The sequence below is a fragment of the Spirosoma luteolum genome (assembly GCF_054778875.1).
On sequence record NZ_BAAGZE010000005.1, the window covers coordinates 84,115 to 109,879 of the forward strand.

Below are 25,765 nucleotides of genomic sequence, written 5' to 3' on the forward strand. Positions count from 1 at the left end.
CTATATATACCCTGCGTCGGATCGTACCTGTCATGTACGTCGATAGTACAGCAGGGTCCACCCTGGCGGAGTCGACGGCCGCTGGCATGGCGGTCCCTGTACGGCTATAGGTATAGAATTAATAAGGGTCTCCCGCCACAGCAGGAGACCCTTGTTGGTTCTGTAAGCAGACCGGGTATTTATGGCCGACGCAGCTGCAACACCCGCCGTTTGCCGTCGCGGACCACTTCGAGGAAATAGGCCCCGGCCTGCAGGGTGCTGACGCCAATCTGGCGCTGGGTTTCGCCGGCAGGCAGCACATCCTGACGCTGGGTGCGGCCCATCAGGTCGATCAGGCGCAGGCTGGCATCCTGGTCGGCGGGCGCCAGTTCAACGGTCAGGGTATGCTCCATCGGGTTTGGATACGCCAGCACCGACAGGGCTTCGGGTGTTTCGTCGATAAACTCGGCCACCGCCTGGCGAGCACCCGACGCCCCGGTGCAGGGGCTGCTGACGGCCGCTCCCGTTCCCGAGGGCGTATAGCTGGCACTCGTCGTCAGTATAAACTTGTCGACAATGGTACCATCTTCGCGCATCCAGAGATTAAAGGTGTGCTCACCCACCGTGTTGACAACGACTTTGAACGCCGTACTGCCGGCGGCTTTGATCCACGAGTACGTACGGCTGCCGTTGTTGTAATTGCTCGTGGCCGGGTTGAGCGTCGTGGCAGTTCCGTCGAGCCCGATGTGGAACGAATCGTCATTGGTAGTGCTGCTGCCAGCCGCCATGCGTACCCACACGTAATACGTCCCCGTCGTGGCAAAATTAATTGTGTAGTCGAGTCGGGGGCCGGTCAGGCTGTTGGCCAGGTTCAGGCCCGTACCGCTGACAGTCATGGCCGTACCCGACGAGGCCGAAGTAGTTACCACTGGCGACCAGACGCGCCCGGCCGCCGTGCTGGTACCAGCCGTACTGGTCTTGAACTGTTCGGCTTCGAAGATCACCAGGCCACCCGTTTCGCGGAAGCAGGTCTGGGTTTTGGTTTTGAAGGTGCCGGTGGCAAACGATCCGCAGGTTGGTTTTACCCGCCAGTCGTAACTGGTATTGGGCGTCAGCCCCGTCTGCACGAAGCTTGTAGCGCTCACCGCAACCTCCGCCGACCAGGCGGTGCTGCTGCTGGGTTTAGTCGACAGGGCGTAGGTGGTGGCACCCGCCACGGCGCCCCAGTTCAGCGTGCTGCTGGTCTGGCCGGTAACGGCGGCCAGACCAGCGGGCGTGCCACAGTTCTGCGTGTAGGTCAGCGTAAGGGTATCTTTGATGGGCGACAGGCCATTGTCGACTGTAACCTCAAACGCAATCGGCGTACCCACAGGTGTAGAGTCGGCTACGGAAAAGACCAGCGAGTCGGGAACGGTCTGCAACAGTCCCAGGTTGGCGTAGGTTTTAGGACCACCCATGCCGGTCACGTACGGGCTCAGGGGCCGGGCCGACAGGGTCAGGGTGCCGGGCTTGATGCCGAAATTCTGGAAATTGTAGCGCAGGGCGCTTGTTTTTGTCGAGAACGACGACGATCCGCTGGCCGTTGCCCGCCCGTAGATGGTCGACATGCGGAGGTTTTTCCGGTTCAGTTCGAGCGTGAGCTGGCTAAGGGGCTGTATGCGCGACGATGCGGGCCAGAACCCGTCGGCCGATGTGCCGATTTCGACGATGTAGGCATAGGTTTTGGGTTTAGCGGTTTGCTCCCCGTAATGCCAGTCTTCAGCACCACCATTAGTCATATAACCCAATGTTTCATACGCGTTTCCAATCTTGAAGCCGCTCTCAGCGTTCATGTACGTGGCAGCCGCTCTAAACGTGCTCATCTCCGGATTAACGTTCGGGTTCAGCGAGCCGAACGGATAAAGACATGCGTTGCTGTAGGTGTGGAAATTAATAACCGTCGAGAACGAATACTGAAGCGACAGATCGCGCATTGCCTGCGTTTCCTTTTCTGAAAAAGCGCCCGTTCCGCGGTAGGTATCTGAAGAAGGTGTCGGCGACGAACCGGTATTGTCTTTGGCGTAGTTATAACTGTAGTTCCGGTTTGGGTCGACACCGTAAGTGCCGTCTGTATTGAGCTGGCGGTTTTTGCGCCACATTCCCCCCCCGTTCGGATTGGTCGTCTGGTTGTAAACGTATCCGTCGGGATTCACGCAGGGCACAATGTACATTTCGGTACTGTTGACGAGCGTCCGGATTTCTTTATCCGTCGCGTAGTTTTCCAGTACGTGCCACATAAAATAGATCAGCTGGGTCATGCTCAGCGGTTCGCGGGCGTGATGAACCGCGTTGAGAAACATCTTGGGCTCGTTCTCGAGGGCGTCAGGATTGTCGCTGATCTTTACCAGAAACAGTGGTCTTCCTTCACGGCTCGTACCGATCGACGACTTGGCCGAAATCAGGTTGGGATAGAGCGCCCGCATCCGGTCGAGAATCGCCTGCATCTCGGCAAACGTGTAATAACCAGCATACGACCCCAGGCTGAAATTGGTGGGCGTTGTGGCGGCAGCCGCCCGGGCTCCGCGGTTGGTGCGGGCAGCTTCGCGATCGATGGCGTCGTTGATCAGGTGATAGTTCTTCTCCAGGTCTTTGATCAGATACGTTACCTTGACCCCGTTGCGCTTCATGACAGCCACATCGGCATCCGATACTTCAGCGGTGAAGTTCTGTTTGTTTTCGTAGCTGAAGTGATCGACCGACAGGCCATGGTTGAACAGATATTCCAGTCGCTCGGGACTAACGTTGGCGCTGATCCGGTGGTAGACAACGCGCTGCGCCCACACGTTTCCTCCCGGTAGCAGGCTCAGGTATAGCAGTGTAAAGAGGGTAGCGTATAATTTTTTCATAGTTCTTGGAGTCCTTATGTTACTTTTTGTAATTATAGTAAACTTAAAGTAAATTATACCTAGGCATCATAAAATATTTTTACTTACTGCTCCCTGCAGAAATGGCTATATACTCGCTTGAGTAGCTATTTTTTGCCAGGACCAGCTACAGCAACAGGGCTGATTCGGCCGAAACTGCTACTCGAAATATACTTATTGTACCATACTGTAAATCAATAAGTTATCATATAAATTTTAGTAACAAAAGCATCGAAAATTAATCCGCTGCGGAGGAAAGGAACCTGCCTATAAATGGTATTTTTGACCATCAACCCGGCGTAATCACGTCGCTTCCCCAACCCATTATGGCGCTCAACTCCACACCCCTGCTGGTCGGTTATCAGACCGATACAGCCTCTTCGTTGCTTCAGCCCGTAGAAATTCAGGGGTTTCACCGCAGCAACCAGTCAACCGTAGCGTCGTCCGGCAACCTGACATCCCTGCATTACGACGGGTCGGCGCACCTGATGACGGTGGCCCCAACCGGCACAGGCAAAGGCCGCAGTGTAGTTATCCCAACGCTCCTCACCTACCCGGGCGCGGTTGTGGTGCTCGATCCGAAGGGCGAAAACTACCAGGTCACGGCCCGCGCCCGGCGCGAAATGGGTCAGCAGGTCATCCGGCTCGATCCGTTCAGCACCTGTGGCCCGGGGGGCGATTCGCTCAATCTGATGGACGTGTTCGATCTGCCCAATGTGAACCTCGAAACCGAGGCTCAACTAATGGCCGAACTGTTTTCGCAGGGTAACAAAGGATTTAAGGAGCCATTCTGGGACCTGATGGCGCAGATGCTGCTGGCCGGCGTTATCGGAACGGTGGCCGCCACCCGCCCTGCCCACGAACGTACACTGGCCACCGTACGCGATCTGCTGTTCGACCACGACACGGTCTATAACATGGCGGTCATTCTCGACACAGTTGGCAAACAAATACCGAAAGCCAGCTACCACCAGATTGCCGCCTTTCTGTCGATGCCCGACCAGAACACGCGACCCAGTGTGCTGGCTACGGCCAACGCCTATCTGGCTCCCCTGCTGAGCGAAGATGTAAACCGGGCCACCAGCCAGTCGTCGTTTGCGCTCAGCGATTTTCGAGACGGCAAACCGCTGTCGATCTACATCATTATCCCCCCCGACAAGCTTATCTCGCACCGTGCCCTGATCAAGCTCTGGACGGGAGTACTCCTGAAAACCATTACCAGCCGCGATACCATTCCCGACTGCCCAACGCTGTTCATGCTCGACGAAGCCGGTCAGCTGGGCCATTTTCAATATCTCTACAGCATTATAACCCTCTGCCGGGGCTACGGGCTCAAATGCTGGACTATCTGGCAGGATTTTCAGCAGCTCGAATCGAACTACCCCGGCGACTGGCAAACCCTGATGAATAACTGCGGGGCGCTTCAGTTCTTTGGCTGCAAAAACATACAGATGGCTCGCCGGATCGAGACAATAACGGGTATACCACTGGCGCAGATCCAGAAGCTGCGCCCCGACCAGCAGGTGCTTGTGCTGGACGGAGAACCGATGTTTTCGCGCAAGGTCGATTACCTCTCCGATCCGGCCTATGAGTCCCGGTTCGATCCGAATCCGTTTTACCGACGGCAGGGCAACGCGCCAACCGGACCGGGGCTGGGCTAGGTTCGACCTGCCCACCAATAGCGGGCACTACCCAATTCGCTATCAGCTCATTAAGCAATTATTAATTTACCCATCCGATCCCAAACGGCTTGATTTTCTGCAACTATTCAAACACCTTTGTTCACCATCCCGATTCTATTCAGTCGATGGAGAAAAGGGATATGGTACAGGCTGCCCAACCGTATATACTTCATCTTTAATCAGGCTACCAGTTATGGGTACCTTCCATCAAGCCAGCCAGCACCAGCCGGGCAATCCGCCGGTCTGGATTGTCGACGACGACGATGATGACCAGGTCTTTATCCAGTCGGCATTCGAAGAAAACACCCCGTCGATACAGGTACTGCCGCTGACCGACGGTTACCAGTTGCTGACCCGGCTGCAAAAAACCGACCGGCTGCCCCGACTGATCATTCTGGACGTAAACATGCCCGGTCTGAGCGGCTTCGAGACGCTTTTAAAACTGCGCAGCACGCCGGCCTATGCCGACCTGCCTGTTGTGCTGATGACGACCTCGTCGGACCCCGCCGATCAGGCGCGCGGGCTGGCGCTGGGTGCCAACCAGTTTCTGACCAAGCCCAACACCTACCAGCAGTTGTCATCGATAACCCAGCTATTGACCCGACAATGGGTCGCCACCGATTAACTTGTAGCAACGGCCCGTGGCGGGCCGTTTTTTTTGGCCGATGGTTTCCCCAATTGCCCATCAGCCACTGGGCCTGTAAACGGGCCAGTCAGCGGCTGGAATCGGGCATTCGGCCGGTTTTTATTGGCCATAAATCCCGCTCCCTGCAGTTTTACGATTAGATCGCCGGTAGAGGCCGCCCCGACGGATTGATTGCAGAACGGTGTGGCGGCTGCGCCGGTGCCTGCTCACCCAACTGTATAGCACCATGAACACGTCACTGCTAGGCCTGGCCGGCTACACCCTACTGGCGCCCGGCCTTTCGGCCCCATCGCTCGCCCCCTCGGTGGGTTTGTACATCAGTCAGTTCGACGCCGTACTCGGCACGTCGCTGACGCTTAAAGCCGTCGCCCGATCGCTGGCGGCCGCCCGACAGGCCGAACAGGCCGCCCTGGCCGAAATCGATCGGCTCAAAGCCAGCCTGAACAGCTACGATTCGAACAGTGAGTTTAGCCGCTGGCTGACGACCCAGGGCGAAGCCACGCCTGTATCGGCCGATCTTTTCGCGGTACTGGCCCATTTCGACCACTGGTCGGCGCAGACTCAGGGCGTACTTAATGCCGGCACCGAACTACTGAGTCAGCTCTGGCAGCAGGCCGCCCACCGGCAAGGCCTTCCCGACGCGGCTGCGCTGGAGCATGCCCAGCGGGCGGTAAGCCAGCCCCACTGGCAACTGAACGCCACCGACCAGACGGCCACCCGCCTGACGGCCACCCCACTACGACTGCACTCGTTTGCCAAAAACTATGTGCTGCAGCGCGCGGCCGAGGCCGCCCTGGCGGTAACCGGTGTCGATGGCATTGTGCTCAACGGCGGGGGCGACCTGGTGGTGCGCGGCCACTGGACGGAGCCTGTTGGCATTGCCCGGCCCGACGCGGCCGCCGACAATGCCGCCCCACTCGCTCAGCTGGCCGTACGAGACCGGGCCGTCGCGACCAGTGGTACCTACCGCCGGGGCATCTGGATCGGCGACCAGTGGTTTTCGCACCTGATCGACCCCCGTACGGGCCAGCCTGCCCAGGCCATCGCCAGTGCGACCGTGGTTCACCCCGATGCCGTTACGGCCGGCGCCCTGGCCACAGCGTTCACGCTGCTGTCGCCCGCCGACAGCCGGCAGCTGGCCAGCCACCTGCCCGGTACCGATTACCTGCTCATCACCGCAGCGGGCGAACAGCACACCAGTGCCGGCTGGAACGAGCTGACACGGGAAACAGCCTCGGCTGAGCCCGTCATGGTCGAATCCACGGGGGCCGAATCCACGGTGGCCCGGCTGACCAGTCTGGCTACGGCTAAAGACAAATACTGGAACCCGAATCAGGAACTGCTGATCAACTTCCGCCTGCCTCAGTTCGAGGGACGCTCACACCGGCCGTTTGTATCGGTCTGGATCGAAGACGAGAAAGGCGTTCCGGTCCGGAATCTGGCCCTCTGGTACAACAAACCCCGCTGGCTGCCCGAACTCAGCGACTGGTATGCCTCGCAGCGGCAATCGGATTTCGACGCCCGGTCGATCAGCAGCGCCACCCGGTCGGCGGGCGATTACGCGCTGCAGTGGGACGGAAAAGATAATGCCGGGCAGTTGGTGAAACAGGGCAAATACACGATCTGCCTCGAAGCAGCCCGCGAACATGGCACCCATCAGCTCATCCGGCAGGTGATGGATTTTAACGGAAAAACCAAACAGCTAACCGTACCCGGCAATGTCGAAATCGCAACCGCAGCCCTGGATTACCGCCAGAAACCCGGCGTCCGCTAGTCCGGCCGGCAGCCGGTCGGGTCAGCCCCCGGCCTGGCGCCGGCAGCTGGCCGCCACCAGCCGCTGGCTGCACATCTACCTGTCGATGGTGAGTTTCGTGATTGTCCTGTTTTTCGCGCTTACGGGGCTTACCCTCAACCATGCCGACTGGTTCGACGATCAGTTTGTCACCACCGACCAGACGGGCACGGTGCCGGCTGCGTGGGTCAACCCGACCGACACCGCTGCCATCAACAAGCTGGCACTGGTGGAGCAGCTGCGAACCGCCCATGGCGTCCGGGGGGCGGTGCAGGAATTTCGCATCGACCCCGACCAGTGTGCTGTTTCGTTTCAGGGCCCGGGCTACACGGCCGACGCCATCGTTAATCGCCAGACCGGCGGCTACCAGCTGACCGAGACCCGGATGGGGCTGGTGGCAGTATTGAACGATCTGCACAAAGGCCGCGACACCGGTAAAGCCTGGGGCTGGGTTATCGACGGCTCGGCCTTGTTTATGACCCTGATTTCGGTGACGGGGCTGGTGCTGCTGCTGTTTCTGCGCAAACGGCGGGTAGCAGGACTGGTGCTGCTCGGCATCGGACTGGCGGTGGTGTATGCCCTCTACCGGCTTAGTGTATAGTCAGGCCCGGTGCTGCCCGTCTGGTTGGCACCGGGTTTATTGTTACCCGTTCAGCCGCTGGGTTACGGCGGTTACGATCTGGGCAAAATCGGCCGGGTTGTGTACGTAGTCGAGTCCATCGACCTCGATCACCAGCATGGGCCCCACGCGGTAATTGGCCGCAAAGGCATCGTAGAGGTCGTTCAGGCTGGCCAGGTAGTCTTCGCTGATCGACTGTTCGAAGGCACGCCCCCGCTTCCGGATCTGCTGCTGCAGCCGGGGCATGCTGGCTTTCAGGTAAATCATCAGGTCGGGCGGCCGAACGTCCTGCATCATCTCGTCGAAGAGCGCCTGATAGGTCTGGTAGTCGCGTTCGCTGAGCGTGCCATCCAGAAACAGGTTGCGGGCAAAAATGGCCGAATCCTCATAGATCGTACGGTCCTGAATGAGCAGCGGGGCCGGCTGGCTGGTCTGGTGAAGGCTGTTGATCCGGCGCATCTGTCCGAACCGGCTGGTCAGAAAATAAACCTGCAGGCTGAAGGCCCAGCGCGGCATATCGGCGTAGAAATCGGCCAGGTAAGGATTCTCGGCGACCGATTCGTAGAGTACTTCGCCCCCCAGTTGAGCCGCCAGTTTTTCGGCCAGCGTTGTTTTGCCGGCGCCAATGTTTCCCGTAATCGCAAGGTGCATAGTCCATTCGACGCGGGACTCCTGCCCGCCTGCCTCAGCCGGCGGCCGGGCAGACGCGTCTGTATCAGGAACGATCTTTGGCTAAATGGGTTTATTTTTGTGCTATGAAATCGTACCGCGTTCTTCTCTACTACATCTACTCGCCCATCGAAAACCCCGAACAGTACCGCGATGAGCACCATCGGCTCTGTCTGGAGCTTAACCTGTTGGGGCGGGTAATCGTAGCGGCAGAAGGCCTCAATGGCACCGTATCGGGCCTGACCGCCGATTGCGACGCCTATATGGCCGCGCTGCACGCCGACCCCCGCTTTGCCGCCATCGACTTCAAGGTCGACGAATCTGACCGGCATACGTTCCAGAAGCTGCACGTCCGGACCAAGAAGGAAATTGTTCACTCCGACCTGCCCGTCGACCCGCGCCGGCAGACCGGTATTCACCTCGAACCAGCCGACTTTCAGCGCATGAAAAACGATCCCGATGTGGTGCTGGTCGATATGCGCTCGAACTACGAGCATGCGGTGGGCAAGTTCAGCGGGGCCGTAACGTTCGATATGGAAAACCTGCGCGACCTGCCCGACCATATCCACGAGATCGAGCACCTGCGCGACAAAAAGATCATTACCTACTGCACGGGGGGTATCAAATGCGAGAAAGCATCGGCTTATCTGCTGGCGCAGGGTTTCGAAAACGTATACCAGCTCCACGGCGGCATCATTAAATACGGTATGGAAGCCGGGGGCGAAGGCTTCGACGGGGAGTGCTACGTGTTCGACAACCGTCTGGCGGTACCCGTCAACCAGGTCGACCCAACCATTATCTCGACCTGCTACCGCTGCGGTACGCCTACCACCCGGCTCATCAACTGCGCCAGCCCGGCCTGCAACAACCACGTTACGCTGTGCGAAGGCTGTGGCGATGCCCACGAAGGCACCTGCACCGACGCCTGCAAAGCCGATCCGCAGCGCCGACCCTACGACGGCACCGGCTACTACGGCAAGAAAACGCAGAGTTATTCGCCCCTGCAGGGCTACAAGAGCCGGCAGGGTCAGGGCATTACGCTTTCGATCGCCTAGCGCCCCAACAGCCGGGCGGCAAACTCGGCCTTCAGGGCTGTCAGGCAGGCCAGGCACAGACACTGATCGCCGTAGTCGATAGTCGTCTGCTCGCGGATATACTGGGTTTCGTCGCGCGACAGCTGGATGTACTGACACTGGCACTGCCCGATGGCATTGGCCTTACAGGTAAACAGCGCGCCACACCGGGGGCAACTGTCGAGGGCATGTTTTGACATGGCTTATTGGTCGGCTACGTGCTGCCTGATACCCACGCCCGGCGCCCGGGTTTCCGGGGCGGCAAAACCGGACGCTGATGATACGGAACCGCTGGTGCCCCAGCCATTTCCGACCGGATCGGCCGGCTCATGGACCGATTGGTGGTTTACTGCCGGGCCGGTCTCTACCGAACGGAGTCGATAGGGCGGCTGCGGAGCCGGTTCGTGAGCCTGCCGCATCTGCATTTCGGCCAGCATGCCCATGCCCAGCAGGTTGAGTCCGCCCACACTCAGGGCTACGGCGGCTGCCCCCAGCCAGCCCAGTCCGGCCGCGAGCGCCCAGACACCACTGCCCAGTCCCGCCAGCAGCAGCCCCGCCCCCACCGGACCAAACAGCCGCATGGGCCGGTGCGCGTAGCGGAGCAGGTACAGCACCGTGGTCAGGTCGGTAAGTACGGGGCCGATGCGCCCCAGCCCATAGTTCGACTGCCCGTGCAGCCGGGGGTGGTGCCGCACATCGACCTGGGTCATGCGGGCTCCCTGCCGGTGGGCCAGGGGCGGAATAAAGCGGTGCAGCTGCCCGTAAAGCCCCAGGTGCGGGACCAGTTCGCGCCGAAAAACTTTCAGCGTACAGCCATAATCATCGAGGTAAACGCCCGTCAGCCGCCGAATCAGGGCATTGGCCGCGCGGCTCGGCACCTTGCGCAGCAGCAGCCCATCCTGGCGGTTGGCCCGCCGGCCCGCCACCACGTCCCACCCTTCCCGTTCGGCCCGTTCGACCATAGCCGGAATATCGGCGGGGTCATTCTGCAAATCGCCGTCGAGCGTAGCCACGAAGTTGCCGGTTGCGGCCGCCATGCCGGCAGCCATGGCGCTGGTCTGCCCGTAGTTACGGGCCAGCACCAGCAAGGTCGTGCGGTCGTCGAGCAGTTGCCGCGCGGTCGCGACGGTAGCATCGCGGGAGCCATCGTCGACCAGAATCAGTTCGTACGACCAGCCCGTCAGGGCCGCCCGGATGCGGGTCAGCAGGGGCGGCAGATTGGCGGCTTCGTTGTACAGCGGCACCACCACCGACAGGCGGGGCTGGGGCCTCAGGGGCGTTTCGGGGGCCGATTGCCCGTGGGGATTCAGTGAAGTTTGGACCACACGTTCGGACGCATTTGCGTAGGTTTGCACCAGCGAAAGTACACATCAACCGCCAATTCATGACCGATACCAAACCGCTTATTCTGGTAACAAACGACGATGGCATTACGGCCGATGGAATCCGTACCCTGGTCGAACTGATGCAGCAGCTGGGCACCGTGGTCGTAGTAGCCCCCAACAGCCCGCAGTCGGGCATGGGTCATGCCATCACCATTGCCAACCCCATTCGACTTTATCCGTCCGAAATTTTCGATGGCGTGGCCGCCTACGAATGCTCGGGCACCCCGGCCGACTGCGTGAAACTGGCCAAACACCACGTATTGAAAGACCGCGCCCCCGATCTGGTGGTGAGCGGAATCAACCACGGCAGCAATACATCCATCAGCGTATTGTATTCGGGCACCATGTCGGCGGCCATCGAAGCCGCCCTCGAAGGCATCCCGGCCATTGGGTTCTCGCTGGCCGATTACACCCGCAAGGCTGATTTTTCGCATACCCATGAGCATATCCTGACCCTGGCCCGTACGGTGCTCGAGCGGGGCCTGAGAAAAGGTACGGCCCTGAACGTCAACTTCCCGGCCCGGTCGGCCGAGCCGCTCAAAGGCATCCGGATTTGCCGGCAGGCCAACGCCAAGTGGCAGGAAACCTTCGACGAGCGCCGGGATCCGCAGGGTCGGCGCTACTTCTGGCTGGCCGGCGAGTTTGTCAACTTCGACCCGCACGCCGAAGATACCGATGAATATGCCGTGGCCCACAATTACACCTCGGTAGTGCCCTGTCAGTACGATCTGACGGCTTACCCCATGCTCGACGAACTCACCAACTGGCAACTCTAGGCCCGGCGCCCGTGTTGTCTGTTACACACGTACACTTCAACCCATTATCTCTGTGGCACTACTAGGCAGTATGCTCAAAAACGGAATCCGGCTGACAAACGCAGTGCGTCGACGTCGGATCAACACGTTCCGGCAGCAGCGGAAAGTCTTTCGGAAGCTCATGGGCAAAGCCCGATACACCGAATTTGGTCAGCAATACGGGTTCGATGCATTGCTCAATGCGGTCGAATTCGGGTCGGGGCGCGATTTTTACGAGCAGTTCAAAGCCCGGGTGCCGATCCACGACTACAACCGGATGTTCGAGGGGTGGTGGAAACGGGCTCTCGCTGGCGAGCGCGACATCGCGTGGCCGGGCCGGGTCAAGTATTTTGCGCTTAGCTCGGGCACCTCCGAAGCTGCGTCGAAATACATCCCCGTCACGAAAGCCATGTCGAAGGCCATCCAGCGAACCAGCATCCGGCAGATTCTGACGCTGGGCCGCTACCAGAACCTACCCTCGACGCTCTACGAAAAAGGGTATCTGATGCTGGGGGGCAGCACCGACCTCAACGCCCGCGAGGGCCATTTCGAAGGCGACCTGAGCGGCATTACGGCCAGCCAGATTCCGTTCTGGTTTCAGCGGTTCTACAAGCCGGGCCGGGAGATTGCGCAGGAGCGCGACTGGGCCCACAAGCTTGATGAGATCACCGAGCAGGCCGGCAGCTGGGATATTGGCTATGTGGTGGGGGTGCCTGCCTGGATTCAGCTCCTGATGGAAAAGATCATTGCCCGCTACAATGTCAAAACCATCCACGACGTATGGCCTAACCTGATGGTCTTTTGCCACGGCGGGGTTTCGTTTGAGCCGTATAAGGCTGGTTTCGAGAAGCTGCTGGCCCACCCGATTACCTATATCGAAACCTACCTGGCTTCGGAGGGCTTCATTGCCTACCAGACCCACCCCAACGCCGAGGGGATGCAGCTGGTGCTCAACAACGGACTGTTCTTCGAGTTTATCCCCTTCAACGACGCCAACTTCACCGCCGACGGCGATCTGGTCGACCAGCCCGAAACGCTGATGATCGACGAAGTTGAGGAAGGCAAGGAGTATGCGCTGCTGCTGTCGACCTGCTCGGGTGCCTGGCGCTACCTCATCGGCGATACGATTCGGTTTGTGAACCGCCACCGCGCCGAAATCGTGATTACGGGCCGCACCAAGCATTTTCTGAGTTTGTGTGGCGAACACCTCTCGGTCGACAACATGAATAAAGCGATTGAGATGGTCGCCGATGAACTGGGCATTTCGGTGCGGGAATTCACGGTAGCGGGCGTCAGGCACGATACGCTGTTTGCCCACCACTGGTACATCGGCACCGACGACGCCGTCGACGCCGTTGACCTGAGCCACCGCATCGACGAGAAACTCAAGCAACTCAACGACGACTACGCCGTGGAGCGCCGGCACGCCCTTAAAGACGTGACGGTAACGGTATTGCCCGCCAGCACCTTCTATAACTGGATGGAATCGCGCGGCAAGATGGGGGGGCAGCACAAATTTCCCCGCGTACTGAAAAAAGGGCTGATTACCGAGTGGGAAGGCTTTTTAGAAACTCGTTGAGTGAATGTGTGATTTGCGATTGAGTGCCTGATGGACAGCATCACTCAATCGCAAACCACGCATTCACTCAATAACTTACCAATGCAACAGCCGGGCGGCTGGTTCGAACAGGCGGTTGTAGGCGATGTTGGCCGCGCCGATCAGAAAGACAACCCCCGTAACGCGGTTGAAAATGGTGACGACCCGGGGTGTGAAAAAACGCTTCAGGCGGTTGGCGTAGTAGGCCAGCGCCGTTTCGGTAGCAAAAACACCCACCAGACTCGACGCCATGAACAGGTATTGCTGCCCGACGCTGTAGTGCATGTGGGCCCGGATGTAGGCCACGATAGCCACCCACGATACGAAATTGACCGGGTTCAGCGCATTCAGGAAAAAGCCCGTGGTGAAATAATAGACAAAATTACCAAGCCGGGTCTGGGGATACGCCAGCCGGGGCGTTCCCTTGAAGATATTGACCAGCCCCATGGCCAGCAGAAACACCACGCCAACCAGTGCCATCATTGTTTCGAAGCCGTCGATTTTAGGGATAAATGCGGTGCCGAACAGAGCCGCCAGCACAAACAGCGTATCGCCCACGATCACGCCAAAGACAATTTTCATTCCCGACCGGAAGCCGTTGTCGACGCTGTTCTGGATGAGGGCAAAAAAGACGGTTCCGAAGGTCAGGCACAGGGCTGCGCCCAACAGTAAACCATAAAGTACAGGTAGCAAATTCGTTTTGTTTTGTGGTGTGCGGTTCGACCATGGCTCACCGGGCTTCGTCCGGAGACCCCTGCCTCCTAGAAACCCAAACCTCCGGCCAATGTTAGATTCCCCGCAGCCGGGCCACCATCAGCAGACCGCTCATGCTGATCGCATCGGTAATTTCGCTGCGCATCACCATGGCCACGGCCTCGGCCAGCGGCAGCCGGCGCACGTGGAGCTGCTCGGTTTCTTCTGGCTCGTAATCGCCCTGTTCGAGCTCTTCGGCAATGTACAGAAAGCCTTCTTCGTCGGTGGCCGAGTTAGACGTATGAATGCGGCCCAGGGGTGTCCAGCGGTGCGCCGTCAGCCCCGTTTCTTCTTTCAGTTCGCGCCGGGCCGATTCGAGCGGGTCTGTCCCGACGGGGCTGCCGCCTTCGGGAATCTCCCACGAATATTCGTTGAGTGGATACCGATACTGACCGACCAGGTACGTGTAGCCTTCGGCATCGATCGGAATGACGCCGATCGCCTTGTTTTTGAAACTGACAACACCATAAATGCCCGGCGTTCCGGCCGGGGTAAGCACCTCTTCGTGGCGGATCGTCAGCCAGGGATTATCGTAGGTAACCGTCGAGTTAAGCGTCTGCCAGGGGTTTTCGGTCGTGTTCATGCCGGCGAAAGTACGAACTTTTACCGCCCAAATGGCTACCTTTACCAATTGGTATCCCAACGCATGCTTGCTTCACAACGACTAAAATACCGGTGGATGGGCATTTCGCTCGCCCTCAGTATTGTGCTGCTGGGAGTCAAATTCACCGCCTATTTCCTGACTTATTCGACCGCTATCCTGAGCGATGCCGTTGAATCGATCGTCAACGTCATAGCCAGCGGATTTGCCTTCTACAGCATTTATCTGGCGGGTCTGCCGCGCGACAAAAACCACCCTTACGGGCACGGAAAGGTTGAATTCCTATCGTCGGGCTTCGAGGGCGCCATGATTCTGTCGGCCGGGCTGGTCATTATCTGGCAGGCTATTCTAAGCTTTTTCGAGCCCCGCCCCCTCAGCAACCTCGACTGGGGGGTAGCCCTGGTGGGCCTGACGGCGCTGGCCAATGGCTTTGTCGGCTGGCGCCTGATCGAATCGGGCCGACAAACCGATTCACTGGCCCTCACGGCCGACGGCCGACACCTGCTGACCGACACCTTCAGCAGTATTGTGGTTATGATTGGCGTGGCCCTGGTGTGGGCTACGGGCCTGACCTGGCTCGACAGTGTGCTGTCGCTCGGTCTTTCGCTTATTATTATCTACAATGGCTTTCTGCTGGCCAGACAGTCGGTGGCCCGGCTTATGGATGAAACCGACGCGCCCACCCTCGACCGCGTGGTCACGCTGCTCAACGTGCACAAAGACGATAACTGGATCGATGTGCACAACCTGCGGGTGCAGAAATACGGTGCCGACCTCCACGTCGACTGTCACCTGACCCTGCCTTATTACTGGTCGCTCAGCCGTGTTCACGACGAAGTGCACCATTTCGAAGATACCATCAAGGCGGGTTTCCAGGTCGAGGTAGAGATTTTTGTGCATACCGATCCCTGCATCAAACCCTGCTGCACGTACTGCCGCGTGGCCGACTGTCCGGTACGGGCACATGCCTTTGCGGGCGACGTGGCCTGGACGGCGGCCAACCTGCCGCTCAATCAGAAACACTTTACGCCGGTCGGTTAGGCATCGCCACGAACGGCCCGGTAACGCTGCTCCACAAGCTCCTGTTCGTAGGGACTGGCCAGTGTCTGGGCGGCCGCCTGCCGCACGGCGCTGAGCTGACTCAGCAGTTCGGCCCGCCGGCCTGTATCCTGCGTCTGATTGGCTGCCGATGCCAGCACATCGAGGAGCCGCATGTACAGCGCGTGATTCCCCTGGCTGTTGATCCGGACCAGGTCGAACGCCTGCCGGGCCAAGGTCTCGAACGAAGCCGATCGGGTAATTACCCGCAGCTGCTCACCGTCGCTGCGCCAGGGCTCAGGAAAGGGCCGTCTCGTCAGTTCGCCCATCACAACGCCCAAGTAGTCGAGCGCCATTATGGCCGTGGTTGTATCGTTGGTGCTGGGCGACAGTGCCCGTAGTATAATATCGACCAGTTGTTGAATACCGAAACCCACGTCCTGTTTGATAGTTCGGTAGCGCCCGATGGCCACACATCCCTGCAACGCATCGGTCAGTGACTCCCGGTCGGCCCTATCCGGACTGGACTCGTGACTGCTCCGAAAGGCCAGCATGGGTACGTTCTGCCCGACGAAATCGCCGATGTTGTAATCGAGCCGGACAAGCAGCTGGTGTTCGGTAGCCAGCTTCAGGAGCCGGTCCGTATCGATATGCTGCAGATAGCCCGACGCATTGATCCGCACGAATGTCCAGCCCGCTGGCTCACGCAGCCAGTCGTCGATTTGCTGCTGTTGCCGGGCCCGATGCGGTACTGGCTCGCCCAGCTTCGCCGGAAAAAGCCGGTCGATGGTTTTCAGCGTGTCCTGCGTCAGGTCATGCACAATCGTACCTACCTGCATCGACTGGGCAATGTGGTGGATGAAAAAGATCAGCGCCATAACGCCACCCAGGGCCAGCAGCAGGCCGACAACCACTGCGATCGACGGCACAAACCGGATTTCATCGGAACCCCGAATGGTGCGCAGCACAATCAGGCAGTAGGCAAACGCCCCCATGAAATACCCCATTACCACCTGATTGACCCGGTCGCTCATGTAGTTGCGCAGCAAGCGGGGCGAATACTGACTGCTGACCTGCGAGATGGCCGAGAGGGTCAGGGTGAATGTCAGCCCCGCCACCGTCAGCATGGAGCCGGCAATGGCCGACAGCATACCGCGCGAGCCATCGGCCCCGGCCCCGAATATGAGCGGGTAGTCCTGCTCGCCCTGCCACGGGTAATAGACTTCCAGTTCAACCAGCAGCAGGCCCAGCCCCATGGCGCTGAAGATGAGCAGCCCGGGAATAAACCAGAGCGAATCGAGGAGAACTTGCCAGAACTGGCGGATACGGGCAGGTAACAGCATTGCCAGAGACGGGGTTGAACGTTAGGGATAAAGTCGCCGGATAAGCCGCTCCATGGTCAGGCCCTGCCCGATAACCGAAAACAGCACCACGGCGTAGGTGATGGTCACGATCAGGTCTTTGTAAGGTACCTGACTGTCGATCGACAGGGCCATGGCTATCGACAGTCCCCCGCGCAGCCCACCCCAAGTAAGCATCATGGGCGCTTCGGGGCCCAGATCGAGCCAGCGCCGGGCCAGCGAAAACGGAATCAGGATCGACAGGTAACGGGCCAGTAGTACAATCAGTACCGCCAGCAGACACAGTGTCAGGTAGGCCCGTTCGAACGGAATGACCAGCAGTTCGAGCCCGATCAGGACAAACAGCAGGGCGTTCAGAATACCGTCGACAAGCTCCCAGAACTTGTCCAGGTAATCTTCGGTGGTTTGGCTCATGGCATGCTCGCGGGCGCGGTAGCCGACCAGCAGCCCCGCCACCACCATGGCCAGTGGGCCCGACACGTGCAGCCAGCGGGCCAGCAGATACCCGCCCATTACGCCGGCGATGGTAATGAGCACCTCGGTCTGGTACTGATTGACAGTACGCAGCAGACCATACATGCCATAGCCCAGGGCCAGGCCCAGCAGCACCCCACCCCCGGCTTCTTCCAGAAAAAACAGCGCCGTCTGTCCCGGATCGACCGTGGTGGCCCCCGTTTCGACGAGTTGGTAGATGGTGGCAAACACTACCACCCCAACACCATCGTTGAACAGCGATTCGCCCACAATGTTGGTTTTGATTTGTTCGGGCAGGTCGAAACGCGCCAGAATGCCGAGCACGGCAATCGGGTCGGTGGGTGAGATCAGCGCGCCAAACAACAGGCAGAGTGTATAGGGCAATGCGTAGCCCAGTCCACCCGCTGCGTAATACAGGCCCGTACCGACCAGCACCGTGCTGATGAGCACCCCCACAAACGCAAACAGCATGACCGACCGCCGTTCGACCTTCAGGTTGGCCGCATCGGTATGGAACGCGCCGGCAAACAGGAGCAGACTGAGCATTACGTTGAACAGCAGCTTGTAGAAATCGATACCGGCCACGGCCGTCCGAACCCGCTCGAACGGGGCCGGAAACACAGAGTTAAAACCGATCAGCAGCAGCGAAAACACCAGCGACACCACCATAATGCCGATGGCGTCGGGTAGCTTTAAAAACCGGGTATTCAGATACGCAAAAGCCGCTGACATAACCAGAAGCACCGTGAACAGGTCGAAAAAATCCATAGACAGGCAGTGTTGAGTGGTTAGCGATTCACAAGTATAACCCCCTAACCGACCAAAACAGTTTAGGCTCCGCCCGTTGTGCTACCCTGGCCAGCCGATCCGGCGACCCTGTCCGCTACGCCTTGGGGTAGCCGCCAGAGCATGCGGGTCGCAATTACTCTAGTTAATTAGTCGGTTTAGTGTCAGCTTGACCAGCCTGGGCCACTCACAAGTAATTTATGCGAATAGTTGTATAATTTCTTTTTTTTCAACAATTTTGACCCGTTAGCCATCGGTTGCCAGACAACCGTCGGAAACGAGATTTTTCAATTCAGGTTGTATTCATATCGGAAAAGCTGGTCGCCCTACGACCAGCTTTTTTTATGCCCTGCCCGGCGGCTCCTGACCGACTGCCTGGTCAGGTAATACAAACGTCAGGTCCTGGCCAGGGCTGAGACGGTATAGACGATCCATCTGACACGATCAGCAGCCTGTTTTCCGTTAGCGTATAGGTTTAGTTGCCAGCCATCGGTATCGTTTGGCTGGCGCGCGGTCTATCCATGCTCAGACCTACCTGTTATGCGCTTCCCCAATGCCCTGCTCGGCTATCTGGCCATTCTATTCTGTATCGTTTTCTTCATGACCTGGGGCATGGGGTCGATTATCGACCCGGCCGACCTTGTGCACCAGCCCGATTACTGCACCCTGTATTGTGAATACTATGGCTGCACGCACCCCCGCCATTTGACCGGTTTGTTTCAGGGCACCCAGCTACAGGTAAAAGGCCTGAAGGCCCTGCCAATCGACTACGAACTGGTTAACGTACTGGTTTATGTGGTGGGCTATTCCATGCTGGCGTTTTGGTTGTTCATCCGGCTTTTCGACAAACCAAACGAACAACCAAAACGCCAGACCTGGCTTGGCTTTATCTGGCGAGCCATCATGGCGCTGCTGCTGCTGGCGCTTGTGTTGCTGCACATCGTCGGCAAAATGTACCAGTCGTTGTTCCAGGGCTGTGCTAAGTTCTGCGTTATCTGGGCCAATGGGTTGGGTATGTCCCTCTACGACTTTTATTCGCTGACTTTTGTCGTACTCATGCCGGGGTTGCTGCTGTTGCTGATACTGGCCAACGCAGTCCGGTACACCTACAAAGCCCTGCGCGCGGCTCCGCTTCGTTCCTGAAATGGGTTTTCAATCGCCCGGCTCAGCACACAGGTACGGTTCTCTAAGCGAATTCTAATATTTTTTTAAGCCCATCCTTAGTCGCTACAGGCTATTTGCCGAGGCTACCCACCCCTGCCACCCGGCCGGGGTGCCGCAAACGCCTTTGTACAGGTAGTATTTCGCAACGCTATGGATAATGCAACGGGTTTTATGACGCTGGCCCTGGTGGCCATGCTGGCTGGCTGCTCGCCAAAACAGGACGACAAGCAGGACGAGGTGGTCGATGCGCCGGCCATTCCCGTACTCAAGCTCCAGAATCAGGACGCTACCCTCGATCACGACTACGCCAGCAATCTGGAGGCCGTGCAGAACGTCGAGATCCGGGCGCGGGTATCGGGTTATCTCGACCGGATTCTGGTCGATGAGGGTAAACCCGTCCGGAAAGGCCAGCTCCTGTTTCAGCTCAACGCAGCGGAGTACCAGGTCGAGGTAGCGCAGGCGCAGGCCAGTCTGCAAAGCGCAATCGCCCAGTCCAAATCGGCACAGGTCGAGATGGAGCGGGTCGCGTTGCTGGTCAATAAAAACATTGTTTCCAAATCAGAACTGCAGCTGGCCAAAGCCAAGATGGATGCTGCCAGGGCCGCTATCGATGTCGCTAAAGCCAGTTTGCAGCGCGCTCAGCTGCAGGTATCGCTGGCCAGCATCCGGGCGCCGTTCGACGGTGTTATCAACCGAATCCCGTTCAAGCGGGGCAGTCTGATCGAAGAGGGAGCCCTGCTCACAACCGTATCAGATCTGGGTCAGATCTACGCCTACTTCAACGTGTCGGAAAAAGAGTACCTGTCTTTTATCAAGAAACGGCGCAACCCGAGCGAAACCACCGTACAGGAAGTCGACCTGCTGCTGGCCGACGACACGCCCTACCCCTACCCGGGTAAGATCGAAACCAACGAAACGGTATTTGAGGGCAATTCGGGAACGCTGGCGTTCCGGGCCCGCTTTCCGAACCCCAAGGGCCTGCTGCGCCACGGGGCTACGGGCAAGGTCCGGCTGTCGACCGACGTAGCCGACGCGCTGCTGGTGCCCCAGAAATCGGTATTCGAAGTGCAGGATAAAAACTTTGTCTATGTCGTCGATGCCAGCAATCAGATTCGTACCCGCAGCTTCGTGCCCGGCAGCCGCTTCGACCAGTTCTACATCGTTAAATCGGGCCTCAAACCTGGCGAACGCATTGTTTACGAAGGCGTTCAGAACCTCAAAGATGGCATGACCATCAGTCCCCGGGCCCTGCCCGGCAATCAGCTGCGCGCCCTCTTTACCGCAGCTCAGTAACCGAAACCCCGCTTACCGTATGTTTACAACCTTCATTAAACGCCCGTTACTGTCGGCCGTTATTTCGGTGCTGATCGTACTGCTGGGTGTGCTGGCGCTGACCGGACTCCCCGTCACCCAGTTTCCCGAAATTGTTCCACCGTCGGTTACCGTCACTACCAAATACACCGGCGCTAACGCCGAGGTCTGCGCCAACGCCGTGGCTACTCCCCTCGAACGGGCCATCAACGGGGTGCCGGGCATGACGTACATGAACTCCATCTCAGGCAACGATGGCACCACGCTGATCCAGGTCTTTTTCGAGGTCGGCACCGATCCCGAACTGGCGGCTGTGAACGTGCAGAACCGCGTCAACACGGTTGTCGATGAATTGCCGGAGGAAGTTATCAAAGCCGGGGTCATGACCGAGAAAGAGGTGAACAGTATGCTGCTCTACCTCAACATCATGAGCGACGACCCCACGGTCGACGAAAAGTTTATCTACAACTTCGCCGATATCAATATCCTGGCCGAGCTCAAACGCATCGACGGCGTGGGCCTGGCCGTGATCATGGGCTCGCGCGATTACTCGATGCGGGTCTGGCTCAAACCCGACCGCATGACGGTCTACGAAATTTCGGCCGACGATGTCATTGCCGGTATCCGGAAACAGAACGTGGAAGCCGCCCCCGGTAAAGCGGGCGAAAGCGCCAACCGCGATCCGCAGGTGCTGCAGTACGTGCTGCGCTACACGGGCAAACTGTTTGAGCCGGCCCAGTACGAGAATATCGTGCTGCGGGTGAACCCCGATGGGTCGCTGCTGCGGCTCAAAGACGTGGCCGACGTCGAATTTGGCTCTCTCGACTACGGCGTTCTGTCGAAAACCGACGGTAAACCCTCGGCGGCTATCATGCTCAAACAGCGGCCGGGCTCCAACGCCAGCGACGTTATTGCCAACGTGAAAAAGCGCATGGCCGAACTAAAGAAAACATCGTTTCCGGCCGGTATTACCTACAACTACGCCTACGATGTATCGCGTTTTCTCGATGCCTCGATTCATGAGGTGATCAAGACCCTGATCGAAGCCTTCGTACTGGTGTTTCTGATCGTGTTCCTGTTTCTGCAGGACTGGCGGTCGACCCTGATCTGCGCCCTGGCGGTGCCGGTGGCGCTGGTCGGTACGTTTGCGTTTATGAGCATGATCGGTTTCTCGATTAACCTGCTCACGCTGTTCGCACTGGTGCTGGCTATCGGTATCGTCGTCGACAACGCCATTGTCGTTGTAGAGGCCGTACACGCCAAAATGGCCGAGGAACACCTCTCGGCCCGGGCGGCTACCTTTGGGGCCCTCAGCGACATTGCCGGTGCCATTGTGGCCATCACCCTCGTTATGTCGGCTGTGTTTATTCCGGTGGCGTTCATGTCGGGCCCGGTTGGCATTTTCTACCGGCAGTTCTCGCTGACACTGGCCATTGCCATTGTGATTTCGGGGGTCAACGCCCTCACGCTCACGCCCGCCCTCTGCGCCATTCTGCTGCGCCCTGCCCACGGCGATCAGCCCGGACCGCTGGGCCGGTTCTTTGCCGCTTTCAACCGGAACTACGAACGCCTGGCGCGCTGGTACGGCCGGCTGCTCGAGCGCATCCTGCGCCGGGGCGTCGTAACGGTAGGGCTGCTACTGCTGTTTATACTGGGCGCCTGGGGCGTCAACACCATACTGCCGGCCGGCTTTATCCCGACCGAAGATCAGGGTATGATCTACGTCAACGTGACCATGCCCGTAGGCGCCACCGTCGATCGTACCGAGAAAGCACTCGACGAAATTCAGGCCATTGCGGCCAAACTCCCCGGCGTCGAAAACATTTCGACCCTGGCCGGCTTCAGCCTGCTCACCGATGGCGCCGGTGCTTCGTTTGGCATGGGCATGATCAACCTGGCTCCCTGGGAAGAACGCTCCGAATCGATGCAGGAACTGATTCGGATGCTGGAAGACAAAACTAAAGGCGTTACGGATGCCAGTATTCAGTTTTTTCCGCCCCCTACGGTACCTGGCTTCGGTAACTCCAGCGGGTTTGAGCTGCGGCTGCTCGACCGCGGCCGCAGTGGCGACCTGCAGCAAACGGCCACCGTGGCCGACCAGTTTATTGCGGCCCTGAAAAAACGCCCCGAAATCGGTAGTGCCTTCACAAGCTTCGACGCCAGTTTCCCGCAGTACCTGCTGCATGTCGATCAGGAGAAAGCCGCCCAGAAAGGCGTTTCGGTTGATAATGCCATGAGTACCCTGCAAACGCTGATGGGCAGTTTCTACGCGTCGAACTTTATCCGGTTCGGGCAGATGTACAAGGTAATGGTGCAGGCAGCTCCGCAGTACCGCACTAAGCCCGAAGATGTGCTGAACATGCGGGTCAAAAATGACCAGGGCGAAATGGTGCCCTACAGCAACTTTGTGCGGCTGGAACGCGTGTACGGCCCCGAGCAGCTGACCCGCTACAACATGTACACATCGGCGATGGTCAATGGCGATGCGGCCCCGGGCTACAGCAGTGGCGATGCTATTCGGGCCGTGCAGGAGGTAGCCGCCAAAACGCTTCCCAAAGGATATAGCTACGAATGGTCGGGTATGACGCGCGAAGAAATCCTGTCGGGCGATCAGGCGCTGTATATCTTCGGTATCTGTCTGATCTTCGTATACCTGCTGCTGGTGGCCCAGTACGAAAGTCTGGTGCTGCCCCTGCCGGTACTGCTCTCGCTGCCGCCCGGCATTTTCGGATCGTTTGCCTTTCTGCAACTGGCCGGTCTGCAGAACAATATTTACGCCCAGGTGGCGCTGGTTATGCTGATCGGACTGCTCGGCAAAAACGCCATTCTGATTGTAGAGTTTGCCAGCCTGCGGCAACGGCAGGGGCTGTCGATTGTAGCGGCAGCCATCGAGGCTTCGGTGTCCCGGCTGCGCCCCATCCTGATGACTTCGTTTGCCTTCATTGCCGGCCTGATTCCGCTCTGTGTGGCCTCGGGCGCCGGGGCGCTCGGCAACCGCTCCATCGGGACGGCGGCCGCCGGGGGTATGTTTACCGGTACGGTGTTTGGCTTGTTGCTCGTGCCGGGCCTCTACGTACTCTTCGCTACCCTCGCCAGCCGGTTTGGCGCGGGCAACACGCCCCCCAGCGATTCCGATCATAAACCGGCATCGACCGACGCTGTTTCGGCCGACGCCAACGACGCCATTCTTCATGCCTGATTCACGCATTCCATACCGCTGGCTACCCTTGCTCGTATTGGGCCTGAGTAGCTGCCAGAAGACATACCAGCCCATCCGGCAGGTCGACACCCGGCCTACCCCGGCTACCTTTGCCAGGACTACCGACTCGGCCAGCATTGGTGCCCAGCCCTGGCAAACCTTTTTTGCCGACTCCAGCCTGGTAGCCCTGATCGACACCGCCCTGGCGCAGAACCTCGATCTGCAGGTGGCTACGCAGCGCATCGAGCAGGCCCGGGCCGCCTACGCCTACAGCCGGGGGTTTCTGGCTCCGCAGGTAAACCTGGCCGCATCGGCCGGTGTCGACCGCTACGGCGCCAATACGCTCAACGGTGTCGGAAACTTCGACACCAACCTGTCGCCCAACATCGATGGCAATCAGCGCATTCCAAACCCTACCCCCGATTATTTTCTGGGTGCCCGAAGCAGCTGGGAAGTCGACATCTGGGGCAAGCTGAAGAACCGGCGCCGGGCGGCCTATACGCGGCTGCTGGCGTCGGAAGAAGGGCGGCATGCGCTGCAAACATCGCTGGTAGCCGAAGTAGCCCGCTACTATTACACGCTGCTGGCCCTCGATGGTGAGCTGGCCATTCTGCGCCGAAACATTGCCCTGCAACAGAATGCGCTCGAATTGGTGAAGGTGCAGAAAGAAGCCGGCCGGGTAACCCAGCTGGCCGTGCAGCAGTTTGCGGCCCAGTTGCTGAACACCCAGGGCCGCCGGAATCTGATCCGCCAGCAGATTGTCGAAGCCGAAATAAACCTGAACCGGCTGCTGGGGCGGTATCCGCAACCGGTGGTGCGGGGACGTTCGCTCGAAGAGCGCAACCTGCCAACCACGGTACAGGTGGGCCTGCCCGCCCGTATGCTGGTACGCCGGCCCGACATTCGCCAGGCCGAGCGCGAACTCGAAGCCGCCAATGTTGATATCGAGGTGGCCCGGGCCGAGTTTCTGCCCAGCCTCAACCTGACTGCTTATGTGGGCCTCAACGCTTTCCGGACAGCAACGCTGTTCAATCCGGCGTCGATTGCCGCCGGACTCCTGGGCGGGCTGACAGGGCCTGTCTTTAACCGCCGGTTTCTGAAAGCCAACCTGCAGCTTTCCGAAGCACAGAGCCGCGAAGCGTTTCTGCGCTACCGGCAAACCGTGCTGACGGGGTTTGGCGAAGTGATGACCAATCTACAGGGTGTGAGTAACTACCGGGGTATAGCCGATTTGCAGGCGCAGGAAGTCGATGTACTCAATCAGGCCGTGGCTACCTCCAACGATCTTTTTGCGAGTGGCTACGCTACCTACCTCGAGGTCATTACTGCCCAGCGCAGTGTGCTCGAAGCCGAGCTGGCACTTATCAATACCAAACGGGCGCAGTATCTGGCCATGACTGATCTGTATCGTGCGCTTGGGGGCGGCTGGGACTAGTCCTAGCCCGGTTCCACTTCGCCCTTGACATGCAAAAACCCGGTCTGATCAGACCGGGTTTTTGCATGTATGCTGGTACAGTAGGGGCTGAACCGACCTAGTCGAGCCGGATCAGTTCGACAATGATCTGGTTTTCCTGGGCTACATCACGGGCAAACTGGAAATGGCCTTTGGGTGCCATCAGGTACAGCTTGCCACCCCGCCGGGCGGCCAGCACACTGATTAGCTTGAGCTTCGAGATGAGGTGATTCATGGGGTCGGTTTTCATAACGACCTCGAAGTAAGACATGCCGTGCACCGATTCACCCGTTACGTCTGGCACAAAGGCTTCCTCGCCGTCTTTACGACCGTAGGCAATCGGCGGTACGCAGGTTTCGTCTTCCGGAATGTTCGCTTTTATGTCGTCGAAGCCGTGGGCTCTTGCCCAGGCCATAGTTTTGCGGATGTGCGCTTGCTTACTCATTGGTGATTGTGTCTGGTTTGTGGGGTACTCCGCCAGGCGAT

General features: G+C 58.9%; 21 protein-coding genes. 12 read left to right on the top strand and 9 right to left on the bottom strand.

Going from position 1 to position 25,765, the window contains the following annotated elements; genetic code table 11:
• Positions 1–179 precede the first annotated feature (179 nt).
• Positions 180–2,864, bottom strand: a complete 2,685-nt coding sequence (locus ACYVAC_RS08030) for a M14 family zinc carboxypeptidase (RefSeq protein WP_461097093.1) — start codon at positions 2,862–2,864, stop codon at positions 180–182.
• A gap of 344 nt (positions 2,865–3,208) precedes the next feature.
• Between ACYVAC_RS08030 and ACYVAC_RS08035 the strand changes: the two genes are divergently transcribed.
• From ACYVAC_RS08035 to ACYVAC_RS08050, 4 genes are all read left to right on the top strand, one after another.
• Positions 3,209–4,543 (top strand): type IV secretory system conjugative DNA transfer family protein, encoded by a 1,335-nt coding sequence (locus ACYVAC_RS08035; RefSeq protein WP_461097094.1) that lies wholly within the window; start codon positions 3,209–3,211, stop codon positions 4,541–4,543.
• Positions 4,544–4,757: 214 nt separating this feature from the next.
• The gene (locus ACYVAC_RS08040) at positions 4,758–5,189 is read left to right on the top strand and encodes a response regulator (protein WP_461097095.1); all 432 of its coding nucleotides are present in this window, start codon (positions 4,758–4,760) and stop codon (positions 5,187–5,189) included.
• Between the two features lie 247 nt (positions 5,190–5,436).
• Complete coding sequence (locus tag ACYVAC_RS08045) at positions 5,437–6,984, top strand: DUF2271 domain-containing protein (protein WP_461097096.1); 1,548 nt, start codon at positions 5,437–5,439, stop codon at positions 6,982–6,984.
• Positions 6,929–7,603, top strand: a complete 675-nt coding sequence (locus tag ACYVAC_RS08050) for a PepSY-associated TM helix domain-containing protein (protein ID WP_461097097.1) — start codon at positions 6,929–6,931, stop codon at positions 7,601–7,603. The genes ACYVAC_RS08045 and ACYVAC_RS08050 overlap by 56 nt, the downstream gene beginning before the upstream one ends.
• A 42-nt stretch (positions 7,604–7,645) precedes the next feature.
• Here ACYVAC_RS08050 and ACYVAC_RS08055 read toward each other — a convergent pair whose 3' ends face one another.
• A complete protein-coding gene (locus ACYVAC_RS08055) occupies positions 7,646–8,272 on the bottom strand; it encodes a deoxynucleoside kinase (protein WP_461097098.1) in 627 nt (208 codons plus the stop codon).
• Between the two features lie 104 nt (positions 8,273–8,376).
• Between ACYVAC_RS08055 and trhO the strand changes: the two genes are divergently transcribed.
• Positions 8,377–9,345: an oxygen-dependent tRNA uridine(34) hydroxylase TrhO gene (gene trhO / locus ACYVAC_RS08060; protein WP_461097099.1), complete on the top strand. Its 969-nt coding sequence runs from the start codon at positions 8,377–8,379 to the stop codon at positions 9,343–9,345.
• On the opposite strand, the gene ACYVAC_RS08065 is transcribed toward trhO, so the two are convergent.
• Positions 9,342–9,563 (bottom strand): cysteine-rich CWC family protein, encoded by a 222-nt coding sequence (locus ACYVAC_RS08065; protein ID WP_461097100.1) that lies wholly within the window; start codon positions 9,561–9,563, stop codon positions 9,342–9,344. The genes trhO and ACYVAC_RS08065 overlap by 4 nt on opposite strands.
• 3 nt (positions 9,564–9,566) lie before the next feature.
• Positions 9,567–10,688, bottom strand: coding sequence for a glycosyltransferase family 2 protein (locus ACYVAC_RS08070; protein ID WP_461097101.1), 1,122 nt, complete (start codon positions 10,686–10,688; stop codon positions 9,567–9,569).
• Between the two features lie 59 nt (positions 10,689–10,747).
• On the opposite strand from ACYVAC_RS08070, the gene surE reads away from it, so the two are divergent.
• Positions 10,748–11,524: a 5'/3'-nucleotidase SurE gene (gene surE / locus ACYVAC_RS08075; RefSeq protein ID WP_461097102.1), complete on the top strand. Its 777-nt coding sequence runs from the start codon at positions 10,748–10,750 to the stop codon at positions 11,522–11,524.
• A gap of 52 nt (positions 11,525–11,576) precedes the next feature.
• Positions 11,577–13,121 (top strand): GH3 auxin-responsive promoter family protein, encoded by a 1,545-nt coding sequence (locus ACYVAC_RS08080; protein ID WP_461097103.1) that lies wholly within the window; start codon positions 11,577–11,579, stop codon positions 13,119–13,121.
• A gap of 75 nt (positions 13,122–13,196) precedes the next feature.
• Here ACYVAC_RS08080 and ACYVAC_RS08085 read toward each other — a convergent pair whose 3' ends face one another.
• Positions 13,197–13,832, bottom strand: coding sequence for a LysE family translocator (locus ACYVAC_RS08085; protein ID WP_461097104.1), 636 nt, complete (start codon positions 13,830–13,832; stop codon positions 13,197–13,199).
• A gap of 94 nt (positions 13,833–13,926) precedes the next feature.
• A complete protein-coding gene (locus tag ACYVAC_RS08090; protein WP_461097105.1) occupies positions 13,927–14,475 on the bottom strand; it encodes an NUDIX domain-containing protein in 549 nt (182 codons plus the stop codon).
• A 63-nt stretch (positions 14,476–14,538) separates the two neighbouring features.
• On the opposite strand from ACYVAC_RS08090, the gene ACYVAC_RS08095 reads away from it, so the two are divergent.
• Positions 14,539–15,534 (top strand): cation diffusion facilitator family transporter, encoded by a 996-nt coding sequence (locus ACYVAC_RS08095; RefSeq protein ID WP_461097106.1) that lies wholly within the window; start codon positions 14,539–14,541, stop codon positions 15,532–15,534.
• On the opposite strand, the gene ACYVAC_RS08100 is transcribed toward ACYVAC_RS08095, so the two are convergent.
• Positions 15,531–16,874, bottom strand: a complete 1,344-nt coding sequence (locus ACYVAC_RS08100; protein WP_461097107.1) for a DUF2254 domain-containing protein — start codon at positions 16,872–16,874, stop codon at positions 15,531–15,533. The two genes, ACYVAC_RS08095 and ACYVAC_RS08100, sit on opposite strands and share 4 nt — an antisense overlap.
• 21 nt (positions 16,875–16,895) lie before the next feature.
• Complete coding sequence (locus ACYVAC_RS08105) at positions 16,896–18,134, bottom strand: cation:proton antiporter (RefSeq protein ID WP_461097108.1); 1,239 nt, start codon at positions 18,132–18,134, stop codon at positions 16,896–16,898.
• A 558-nt stretch (positions 18,135–18,692) separates the two neighbouring features.
• On the opposite strand from ACYVAC_RS08105, the gene ACYVAC_RS08110 reads away from it, so the two are divergent.
• From ACYVAC_RS08110 to ACYVAC_RS08125, 4 genes are all read left to right on the top strand, one after another.
• Positions 18,693–19,295 carry a hypothetical protein gene (locus tag ACYVAC_RS08110; RefSeq protein WP_461097109.1) on the top strand — a complete coding sequence of 201 codons (603 nt, stop codon included), beginning with the start codon at positions 18,693–18,695 and terminating at the stop codon, positions 19,293–19,295.
• Between the two features lie 171 nt (positions 19,296–19,466).
• On the top strand, positions 19,467–20,609 hold the full coding sequence (locus tag ACYVAC_RS08115) for an efflux RND transporter periplasmic adaptor subunit (RefSeq protein ID WP_461097110.1): 1,143 nt from the start codon (positions 19,467–19,469) through the stop codon (positions 20,607–20,609).
• Between the two features lie 19 nt (positions 20,610–20,628).
• Positions 20,629–23,826, top strand: coding sequence for an efflux RND transporter permease subunit (locus tag ACYVAC_RS08120; protein WP_461097111.1), 3,198 nt, complete (start codon positions 20,629–20,631; stop codon positions 23,824–23,826).
• The gene (locus ACYVAC_RS08125; protein WP_461097113.1) at positions 23,819–25,261 is read left to right on the top strand and encodes a TolC family protein; all 1,443 of its coding nucleotides are present in this window, start codon (positions 23,819–23,821) and stop codon (positions 25,259–25,261) included. The genes ACYVAC_RS08120 and ACYVAC_RS08125 overlap by 8 nt, the downstream gene beginning before the upstream one ends.
• Before the next feature lie 97 nt (positions 25,262–25,358).
• Here ACYVAC_RS08125 and ACYVAC_RS08130 read toward each other — a convergent pair whose 3' ends face one another.
• Positions 25,359–25,724 (bottom strand): hypothetical protein, encoded by a 366-nt coding sequence (locus ACYVAC_RS08130; RefSeq protein ID WP_461097114.1) that lies wholly within the window; start codon positions 25,722–25,724, stop codon positions 25,359–25,361.
• Positions 25,725–25,765 lie beyond the last annotated feature (41 nt).